The organism is Massilia sp. DJPM01 (assembly GCF_030348125.1).
Taxonomy (GTDB): Bacteria; Pseudomonadota; Gammaproteobacteria; order Burkholderiales; family Burkholderiaceae_D; genus Telluria_A; species Telluria_A frigida.
Genome location: NZ_JAQOZV010000019.1, coordinates 107,712 through 117,743, shown reverse-complemented (window position 1 = coordinate 117,743; position 10,032 = coordinate 107,712). Strand labels below are relative to the sequence as shown.

The window sequence follows — 10,032 nt, the reverse complement described above, 5'->3', positions numbered from 1 at the left end:
TTCATTTAGGTTCGTCCAGAAAGCGCACCAGCATAATTTATTAATGCGAACGTGAAACTCTGACGTGGTCGTCGAGCTGGCGCCAGATTTTTCGTCGGTCAAACAACTTGTTTCGCCAAAAAAAGCGTATGACACTAGACGTAAGAACCCGCAGCGCGCCTGGCCGCCCTACAACAGTGGTCGCTAGCTGTTCTGTTAGAGAACGCCGCGTCAACGGTCAGTTGGCACAGTGCGTCGATATCGGTATCGAAGCTTACTTGGCGGGATTCTGGAGCGTTGCCCGCGCGTTCTTCGCCAAGCATTGTGTGCCATCGGATGTCACGATGCGCGTGCTTTTTCAAACGGCGCAGCGACGCGCCCGCCAGAAAGACAATCCACCGTAATATTTCCCGATAGTTCATGCAATACCCGACAAGGATAGAAGCGACATGAACGATGTGCCACAGAGTAACAAATATGGCAGCGCGGCGCTAATTGCACGCTATCAATCGGCCGGCAAGCGCTGCGGCCAAGGTGTCGCCGCTTTAGGACTGGCCGTTCTGGTCGGTTGGATGACGGGGACCGTCACCTTGACCAATATAAATTCCGACTGGGCGCCAATGCGCCCGATTGCCGCGCTTTGTCTTATCCTGTCCGGAACCTCATTGTTCGCCGCTGGACGATCGCGCATCAATGAGCGCTGGCGAATTGTCCAACTTGTTTCTGCCACCATCGTTTTTGGTATTGCACTCATCACGCTGGCGGAATATGCATTTGGCCTGCACTTCAGGGTCGATCAGTATATTCCCGTGGCTTCGGCCTCCGTCAACTCCGGTAGGATGGCAATCGCCGCTGCAACAAGTTACCTGCTTGCCGGGGCCGCGCTTGCTTTCCTTGACACCAGCGCGCGCAGGTTTGCGCAACCGCTGGCATTGCTTCTCATTGGCGTCTCCACATTGGCAATCATGGGCTACGCCTACGGTGTGAGCGAGTTCTATCACAGTGTTTTTTTTGCGACTGTGGCGTTGCATACGGCCGTTGGCACCTTGCTCGTCGGTATCGGTATACTTCTGGTGCGCCCCACGAATGGCGTGGTTGCGGTTCTAGTCAGTGGCACCGTTGGCGGGGTGCTGGCGCGACGGCTCCTGCCGCTCGCAGTTGCCACCCCCTTATTAATCGGCTGGCTGCGGATCGAAGGCGAACGACAAGCATTCTATGACTCGAGCCTGGGTGTCGCGTTGACCTCGCTCGCCTACGTTATTCTCTTTGCACTATTTACCTGGCGTGACGCCGAAGCGCTGCGCCGCAATGATGTCTTGCGTTTGGACGCTGAGCAAATCAAGAAGGTCCAGCAGAGCCAACTCAACGGTCTGATCGAATCGGCTATGGACGCGATCATCATGCTTGACGCCGCGCACCGCATTATTGTCTTTAACCCGGCCGCTGAACAAATGTTTGGCTATGCAAGCGCTGACATGCTCGGCATTCCTCTCGGCAAGCTCTTGCCGGAACGGTTCCGCGCCGTACACGAAGGGCAAATGCATGCTTTCGGCCTTGCCGGCGCCACCCCGCGTCAAATGGGAAATCTGGGATCGGTAGCGGCCATCCGCGCCGATGGAACCGAGTTTCCCGTCGAGGCGTCGATCTCCCATTTTGAGGTTGGCGACAGCGTCCACTATCTGGCGATCCTGCGCGATATCACCGATCGAAGGCGCACCGAGGTGGCACTCCACGTGAGTGAGCAGCGCGAGCGTGTACGCTCGCGAGAGCTGACCAGACTGCTGTTCACAGTGCCTGCGGGAGTTTGCATCACCCATGACCGGTTGCTCTCCGATATGAGCGGCAATGAATTGTATGAACACTGGTTTCTTGATCACCAAGCGGACGAGTCCACGCCTCCTGCCCCGATCGAGCCCACAGGTCACATCCCTGTCATGCCTCAGCCGACGGACGATATTCGCTCCTGGAAGGCAGCATTGCAACAGGCAGCCAACGGCACGGAAATGCGCGCTTATGAGTTCAAGCATGTACACCCGAACGGCTCCGTACGGTATCTCTTTGGGAATGCTGTGCCCTTGTGCGATGAGCACGGAGTAGCATGCGGGGCCATTGCGGCATTTGTCGACGTGACTGAACTTAAGATGACAGAGCAAGCCATCTTGTCAGTAACGGCAGCCAGTGTCGCTAAATCAGACTACATCACCCATTTGACACACGAACTGCGCACGCCACTGGGCACCATCCTGGGCTACGCACAACTACTTGAAATGGAGAAACCAGCTCCTTCACCAGGCGCGCTCGCGCAAATCGGCCAGATTATCAAGGCAGGCCGCTATCTCTGCGATCTGATTAACGAGGTACAGGAACTAGCAAAGATTGAAGCCCATGCCGCTGGTCTGGCATCTGAGCCGATCCTTGTTGACCCTCTTGTGCACAATTTGTGCGAAATGATTGCGCCTCTCGTGTTGGGGGCAGGCCTACAGATCAATATCATCGCAAGCAATGGCCTCGGCATCCATTGTAATCCGGTGCGAATCAAGCAGGTGATGCTCAACCTTCTGTCCAATGCCATCAAGTACAATCGCCGTGGAGGGAGCATCGATGTATCGTATGTCCTAGTTGGAGCAGCGCAATTGCGCATTTGCGTACGCGACACAGGGCATGGCTTGACGACGAAAGAGATGGCGAGCCTATTTCAGCCTTTCAACCGGCTCGGCCAGGAACGCGGCGGGGTAGACGGCACGGGCGTGGGCCTGGTCGTGACCAAGAAGCTGGTCGAGTCGATGGGCGGAACGATCGGCGTGGAAAGTGAAGTTGGACGCGGATCCTTGTTCTGGTTCACCATGCCGACCGCACAGTACCAAACGGAATTTGCGGAAAGCGCCTAACCGGGGTTTAACAAGAAGTAGAAAGCTACTCAAATATCAATGACTTGGCGACTGGGTGCTTGGTATATATTTCGCGGTCAATTTCTGTGATTTTTCCGACTCAGGCATTCACTCTTTATTCCTACACGACGTTCAGTCACGCCGAAGGCGGCGTATATCTTCTTCAATGCAGGTTCGGCAATCGTGCTTTTTTGGACTTGGACGGTGCCTCTTTTGGTGCGGCGGGAATGTTCATTGCAGCGATTTTCCTTTGAGTGGAAGACCGGGCGCAAAGCTCTTGGGACTGCGGAGTACGTTTTCCAGACCGCAAACATGGCATAGGTCCGCCACAGCTTTTCCTCGCTCCATTTAGTCTCGCTGCTGCGCCAGCAGTACGCCCCGAATCCGAAGGGGGGTGTTTTATTAAACAAGCTGCTTACGCCGATCAAAAGGACCATTCATGCCTGTCAGCTATCTTTCAAACGAGCAGCGAGAAAACTACGGCCGCTACGTTGGCCCGCCGTCGCCTCATGATCTCGCCCGGTATTTCCATCTGGATGACACCGACCATGCGCTGATTGCAACGAAGCGCGGCGTGCACAATCGGCTGGGCTTTGCCGTCCAACTCGGGACGGTGCGCTACCTGGGCACGTTCTTGGAAGACCCGCTGGCCGTGCCTCAGCCCGTTCTGCGGACGCTGGCAAAGCAGTTGCGCATCGAAGCGACGGATAAGGCAAACGTCTACGGCGCCGGCGAGCAGCGCTGGCAGCATGCGACGGAAATTCGTGCATCCTACGGCTATGTCGAATTCACGGAGCCCCTGATCGCCTTTCGTCTGACCCGGTGGCTCTATGCGCTTTGCTGGACCGGCACCGACCGGCCGAGCGTGCTGTTCGAGCGAGCCACAACGTGGCTCGTAACGCACAAGGTTCTGCTGCCAGGCTGCACGACCCTTGAGCGCTACGTTGCGCGGCTGCGCAGCCGCGTCGAGGAACGCTTATGGCGCTCGCTCGGCAATGGGATCAGTCCGGACCAGCAAACGCGTCTGGAAGGCCTCCTGGTCTCCTCTGGCGGCACTCGGAACTCGCCGCTTGATCGCCTGCGCAGCGGGCCGGTGGTGGCCAGCAGCCGGTCGATGAGCCTGGCGCTGATGCGACTTCAAGCCGTCCGTGAGCTTGGCATCAGATTGCCGGCCGCTACGCGCATCCCGGCCACGCGGGTCGCGGCGCTGGCCCGGTTCGCCGGCGCCGCCAAGGCTAGCGCGATCCTGCGCTTGCCCGTGCCGCGCCGCCTGGCCACCTTGGTCGCGTTCGTGCACTGTCTTGAAGCATCGGCGCAGGACGACGCTCTCGAAGTGCTCGAAGTCATCCTGCGAGAGCTTTTCGGTGACGCCGTGAAGGCCGACAGAAAATCCCGCCTCCGATCGCTCAAAGACCTTGACGAAGCGGCGGCCATCCTCGCCAGCGCTTGTCAAATGCTGCTGGACGATACTGTGTCGGATGCCGAACTACGCAAGCAATTGTTCGCGCGGATTTCACCAGATGCGCTCGCGCTGGCCCTTGCCGGCGTCAACAAGCTGATTCGGCCGACCGACAACGTGTACTACCAAGAGCTGGATGCCAAGTACAAGACCGTGCGGCGCTTCTTGCCCGCGCTGGCCGAACACATTCAGTTTGGCGCGAATGCCGCAGGAGAGCCGTTCATCGCCGCATTCGCCTGGCTCCGCGCCAACATGACGGTGAAGCGTCCCGGTAACGACGCGCCGCGCGACATCATCACCAAGCCGTGGCGACGCCATGTGCTGCGCGAGGATGACGTTATCGACTTCCACGCTTACACTTTCTGCGTTTTGTCCGAATTGCGTATCGCGCTGCGCCGGCGCGACGTGTTCGTGGCCCCGAGCTGGCGTTACGCCGATCCGCGCGCCGGCCTGCTCGACAGCGCCGAATGGGAATCCACGCGTCCGATCATTTGCCGCACGTTAGGCCTGTCGGCGGCGCCGGGGCCGACCTTGACCGCGCTGGCCGATGAACTGGACCGTACCTACCAGGGGGTCGCCGCCAGGTTGCCCGACAACCCGGCCGTGCGCTTCGACAAGGTGGACGACAAACAGGAACTGGTACTTAGCCCGTTGGACAAGATGGATGAGCCGGCGTCACTGATCGCGTTGCGCGCCAAGGTCATGGCCATGTTGCCCCGCGTCGATTTGCCAGAACTGATTCTGGAGATTGCGGCGCGCACTCGTTTTACCGACGCCTTCACCCACATATCGGAGCGCACCGCGCGCGCTTCCGATCTGCATGTGAGCATCTGTGCGGTCCTGATGGCCGAGGCCTGCAACACGGGACCGGAGCCGCTGATTCGCGGCGACGTGCCGGCGCTTAAGCGGGACAGGTTGTCCTGGGTGGACCAGAACTATCTGCGCGATGACACTATCACGGCGGCGAACACCTTGCTCGTTGCCGCGCAAAGCCGTTTGACGCTGGCCGGCGTGTGGGGCGGCGGCGAGGTCGCTTCGGCCGATGGCATGCGCTTCGTGGTGCCGGTAAGGTCAGTCCATTCCGGGCCGAATCCGAAATACTTCGGCGTCGGGCGCGGCGTGACCTGGTCCAACTTGATCTCGAACCAGTTTTCCGGACTGAACGACATCACGGTACCGGGCACGCTGCGCGACAGCCTCGTTCTGCTGGCAGTCGTCCTGGAACAGCAGACCGACCTTCAGCCAACCCAAATCATGACCGACACGGGCGCCTACAGTGATGTGGTTTTTGGTCTATTTCGCCTGCTTGGCTACCGATTCAGCCCACGCCTGGCCGATGTCGGCGGTACACGCTTCTGGCGGATCGACCCGAAGGCCGACTACGGAATGCTCAATTCTGTATCCGGACACAATATCAGCTTGCAAAAAATCGAACCGCATTGGGACGACATGCTGCGCCTGGCCGGCTCGCTCAAGCTCGGCCGGGTACCGGCAGCGGGCATCATGCGCACACTCCAGGTGGGTGAGCGGCCGACCCGACTGGCCCAGGCCATCGCAGAGTTCGGCCGCATCGACAAGACCTTGCACACGCTAACGTACATCGATGACGAAGCCAAGCGCCGAGGCACACTGACCCAACTCAACCGTGGCGAAGGGCGGCACAGCGTCGCACGCGCCGTTTTTCACGGTAAGCGTGGCGAGCTGCGGCAGCACTACCGAGAAGGGCAGGAAGACCAGCTAGGTGCGCTTGGCTTGGTGCTCAACATGATCGTGCTGTGGAACACAAGCTACATGGAGGCGGCTTTGACTCAGTTGCGCGCGGACGGCTTTGAGGTCCGGGATGAGGACGTGGCCAGGCTGTCGCCTTTGCTGCATGAGCACATCAACATGCTGGGCCGGTATTCGTTCTCGGTGCCGGACGCGGTGGCCAAAGGTGAGCTGCGGCCTTTGCGCAACCCGGCCAACGATGAGTAGAGAGGCCAGCCGGGATAAAGCCAGAAATGACACATAGGAGGGGTTGCCGAGCTGTCATTTGCAGTTAGTGTGAGCCGGTGAACATGGAATGCGAGCCAGCGCTGTCAAATTGCAAGCTCATTTGCAGATAGTGTGAGTACGGCCACATTTTCCTTTGCAGTTAATCCGAGCTGAAATTAGCGTCAAACGCGAGCACATTCTGCTCAAACCATAATTGAGGGCACAAGCATGACTTCAAGACTCGCCCCCTGGCAGTCATTAAGGACCCGCGCCACGGCGTTTACGCTGCTGGTTTTTGTGCTGGGCATTTGGGCGATGTCGGCCTATGTCAGCAGCGGCATGCAGGCAAATTTGGAGCGGCTGCTGGGCGAGCAGCAATTGTCGGTGGCTACGGCGATGGCCCAACAGGTCGACCGGGAGATGACCACCCGCATGCAGGCCCTGCGCACCATTGCCAAAGAGATGGATGCCGAGCTGCTGCGCAGCCCCTCGGCCGTGCAGGCCTTCCTGGAGCAGCGCCCCCTGCTGCCGCTGCTATTCAATGGCGGCGCCTGGGTGGCTGGCCTAGATGGCACCGCCATGGCCGAAATGCCGAGCTCAGCCAATCACGTGGGCATAAATTTTATGGGCCGGGATTACATGCTGGCAGCGCTCAAGGAGGGCAAGGAAGCCATTGGTAAACCGGTCATGGGCGGAGCGCTCAAAGCCCCCGCTTTCGCCATGGCCGTGCCCGTACGCGATGCCCAGGGCAAGGTGATTGGTGCGCTTGTTGGAGTCACCAATTTGGGAGAAATCAGTTTTCTGGATAACCTGAGGCTCAACCCGTATGGCAAGACGGGCGGGTATTTGCTGATTCACCGGCAGTCGCGGCAAATCATCACGGCCACTGATCCGAAACGCATCATGGAGGTGCTGCCAGCGCGGGGTATCCACCGCTTTGTGGACCGTAACATCGCGGGTTACGAGGGTTATGGGCTGCTAGTCAACGCGCTGGGTGAGGAACAGTTGGCCTCGGTGAAGCAGCTTCCTGCGTGGGGCTGGTACATCTTGCTTGGCTTACCCACCGCAGAAGCCTTGGCCCCTATGCAAGAGCTTCAACAAAACCTGCTTCAGGCCACGCTGCTGTTCGCCCTGTTTACCGGCGCGATAATCTGGTGGGCATTGCGCCGCCAGCTCGCCCCCTTGGTAGTCACAGCGGAGGCCATGGTCTCCCTGGCTGATACCAAGCAAAACCCAGCGCCCTTACCCGAGCGCCAGCCCGGCGAGATCGGCCAGCTGGTGGCGGCCTTCAACAAGATTGTGCAAACCTGGACGCAGCGCGAGGCAGCGCTCACAGACAGCCAGCAGAACCTGGCCATCACGCTCAACTCAATCGGTGATGCGGTCATTGCCACCGATGCGACCGGTTTGATTGTCCGCATGAACCCGACGGCCGAGCGCTTAACTGGCTGGGCGCTGGCGGAGAGCGTTGGTCGACCCTCATCTGAGGTGTTGCATCTCATCAATGCCGAGACGCGTGAGGCGGTGACCGACCCGATACAACGGGTGATAACACTCGGTCAACCGGTCGGCCTTGCCGCCCCCACCATATTGCGGGACAAGGGCGGTCAGGAATGCCAGATTGCTGACAGCGCCGCGCCCATTCGGGATGCTGACGGCCAGGTCGTTGGCGTGGTGCTCGTGTTTAGCGATGTATCGGAAAAATACCACATCGAGAAATCCTTGCGACACCGACAGATCATGATGGAGCGCACGGAAAATATGGCGCATCTGGCCAGTTTTGAGTTGGACATCGATGCCAACATCACGACCTGGTCGCCAGAAATGTTTCACATTTTCGGCCGCGACCCGGCTTTGGGCAGTCCGAACCTGCAGGGGCAGGCCGAGTTGTTCACACCGCAGTCCGCGCAAAAACTGCTGGATGCGGTTGACAAGGTGGTGTCGGACGGCACGCCCTACGAACTCGAGCTGATGACTCTGCAGCCCGATGGAGAGCAGCGAGCCTGCTTAGTCAAAGGTTTTCCGGAGCGCGATGACAGCGGGCGTGTGGTTCGCTTGACCGGACTAGTGCAGGACATCACCGAGCGCAAAGAGTATGAAAACCAGTTGAAGTACCTTGCCCACTTTGATGCGCTGACCAAACTACCAAACCGGGTGTTGTCGGCGGATCGCCTGCAGCAGGCAATGGCGCAGGAGAAGCGGTGCGGCCGACAGTTGGCGGTGGTCTACCTGGATCTAGATGGATTCAAGGCCATCAACGATCGCCACGGACATGCAACCGGCGATCAGGTGCTCATCACCGTGTCGAAGCGGATGATGGAGACGTTGCGCAAGGGTGACACGCTGGCGCGCCTGGGCGGCGACGAGTTTATGATTGTGCTGGTCGGTCTGGAAGACACGTCTGCCAGCGCGCCGCTGCTCAACCGGCTGCTAGCGGCAGTGGCCGAACCGGTGCAGGTGGGAGTGCTGAGTCTCCAGGTCTCGGCCAGTCTGGGCGTCACCTTCTACCCGCAGGCGCAAGACATCGAACCCGATCAACTTTTGCGCCAGGCCGATCAGGCCATGTACCACGCCAAACTGGCCGGCAAAAACCGCTATCAAATCTTCGATGCCGCGCAAGACAGCCACGTGCGCTTCCAGCACGAAAGCCTGGCACGCATCCGCCTGGCACTGGCGCTACGCGAATTCGTGCTGCACTACCAGCCCCAGGTCAACATGCGCAACGGCAAAATCATCGGTGCCGAGGCACTCATCCGCTGGCAACACCCTGATAAAGGGCTGCTTGCGCCGGCCGTGTTCCTGCCGGTAATCGAAGACCATTCGCTGGCCGTGGACGTGGGCGAATGGGTGATTGACACGGCCTTGACTCAAATCGAGCTCTGGCACGCCGCCGGGATAGACCTGCCCGTCAGCGTCAACATCGGCGCACGCCAGTTGCAGCAAAATGACTTTGTGGCGCGACTGCAAGCCATCCTGGCAAATCACCCGCATGTCGATCCAACGTACCTGGAGCTTGAAGTGCTGGAGACCAGTGCGCTGGCAGACATAGCGCAGGTGGGGCAGGTGATCGATGATTGCGCCAAGATTGGCGTGATGTTTGCCCTGGACGACTTTGGCACTGGCTACTCGTCACTCACTTACCTCAAGCGACTGCGCGTGGCGCGAATCAAGATCGACCAGAGCTTTGTGCGCGACATGCTCAAAGACCCGGACGATCTGGCCATTTTGCAGGGCGTGATCGGTCTGGCGGCAGCCTTCAAACGCGAAGTGATTGCTGAAGGGGTGGAGACCGTGGCGCACGGCACCCTGTTGCTGCAACTAGGCTGCGAGCTTGCTCAGGGCTACGGCATCGCCCGCCCCATGCCACCAGAGCAAATGCCCGCCTGGGCAGCTGCTTGGCAGCCTGATGCCGCTTGGTGTGCGTTGCGGTGAGCTGCGGCCTTTGCGCAACCCGGCCAACGATGAGTAGAGCGGCCAGCCGGGATAAAGCCAGAAATGACACATAGACGCGAAAGCAATTAATGGCCAATTTTTAATGCGATGTTAATGGCCAATTTTTAATGCGATGCCACTCTGGCCATCCCGCGTTCAATCGTGGTTTTCCCTTAACCCGGTTTTTCGTTCCACTGCACCTCAAACCCCAGATCCACAGCACCGCATGGCGGCCGCGCAAGCGGTCGATCAGCGCGAACAGGCGCGTACGCTGGAGCGGCTCGAACAGGCGGGGAAGCG

4 protein-coding genes are annotated in these 10,032 nt (G+C 59.3%); 3 read left to right on the top strand and 1 reads right to left on the bottom strand.

Annotated elements, in window-relative coordinates; translation table 11 throughout:
• Positions 1-428 precede the first annotated feature (428 nt).
• Positions 429-2,867 carry a PAS domain S-box protein gene (locus PO883_RS14490; RefSeq protein ID WP_289310397.1) on the top strand — a complete coding sequence of 813 codons (2,439 nt, stop codon included), beginning with the start codon at positions 429-431 and terminating at the stop codon, positions 2,865-2,867.
• A 77-nt stretch (positions 2,868-2,944) separates the two neighbouring features.
• Here the strand turns inward: PO883_RS14490 and PO883_RS14485 are convergent, their stop codons facing one another.
• Complete coding sequence (locus PO883_RS14485; RefSeq protein ID WP_289310396.1) at positions 2,945-3,304, bottom strand: hypothetical protein; 360 nt, start codon at positions 3,302-3,304, stop codon at positions 2,945-2,947.
• A gap of 2 nt (positions 3,305-3,306) precedes the next feature.
• On the opposite strand from PO883_RS14485, the gene PO883_RS14480 reads away from it, so the two are divergent.
• Together PO883_RS14480 and PO883_RS14475 are read left to right on the top strand one after the other, a co-directional pair.
• A complete protein-coding gene (locus tag PO883_RS14480; RefSeq protein ID WP_289310395.1) occupies positions 3,307-6,300 on the top strand; it encodes a Tn3 family transposase in 2,994 nt (997 codons plus the stop codon).
• A gap of 228 nt (positions 6,301-6,528) precedes the next feature.
• Positions 6,529-9,732, top strand: coding sequence for an EAL domain-containing protein (locus tag PO883_RS14475; protein WP_289310394.1), 3,204 nt, complete (start codon positions 6,529-6,531; stop codon positions 9,730-9,732).
• Positions 9,733-10,032: the final 300 nt, after the last annotated feature.

Bases quoted from the DNA above. Each gene is read 5' to 3' on its own strand.
- PO883_RS14490 (WP_289310397.1), top strand. From the start codon at position 429: ATGAACGATGTGCCACAGAGTAACAAATATGGCAGCGCGGCGCTAATT.
- PO883_RS14475 (WP_289310394.1), top strand. From the start codon at position 6,529: ATGACTTCAAGACTCGCCCCCTGGCAGTCATTAAGGACCCGCGCCACG.
- PO883_RS14480 (WP_289310395.1), top strand. From the start codon at position 3,307: ATGCCTGTCAGCTATCTTTCAAACGAGCAGCGAGAAAACTACGGCCGC.
- PO883_RS14485 (WP_289310396.1), bottom strand. From the start codon at position 3,304: ATGGTCCTTTTGATCGGCGTAAGCAGCTTGTTTAATAAAACACCCCCC.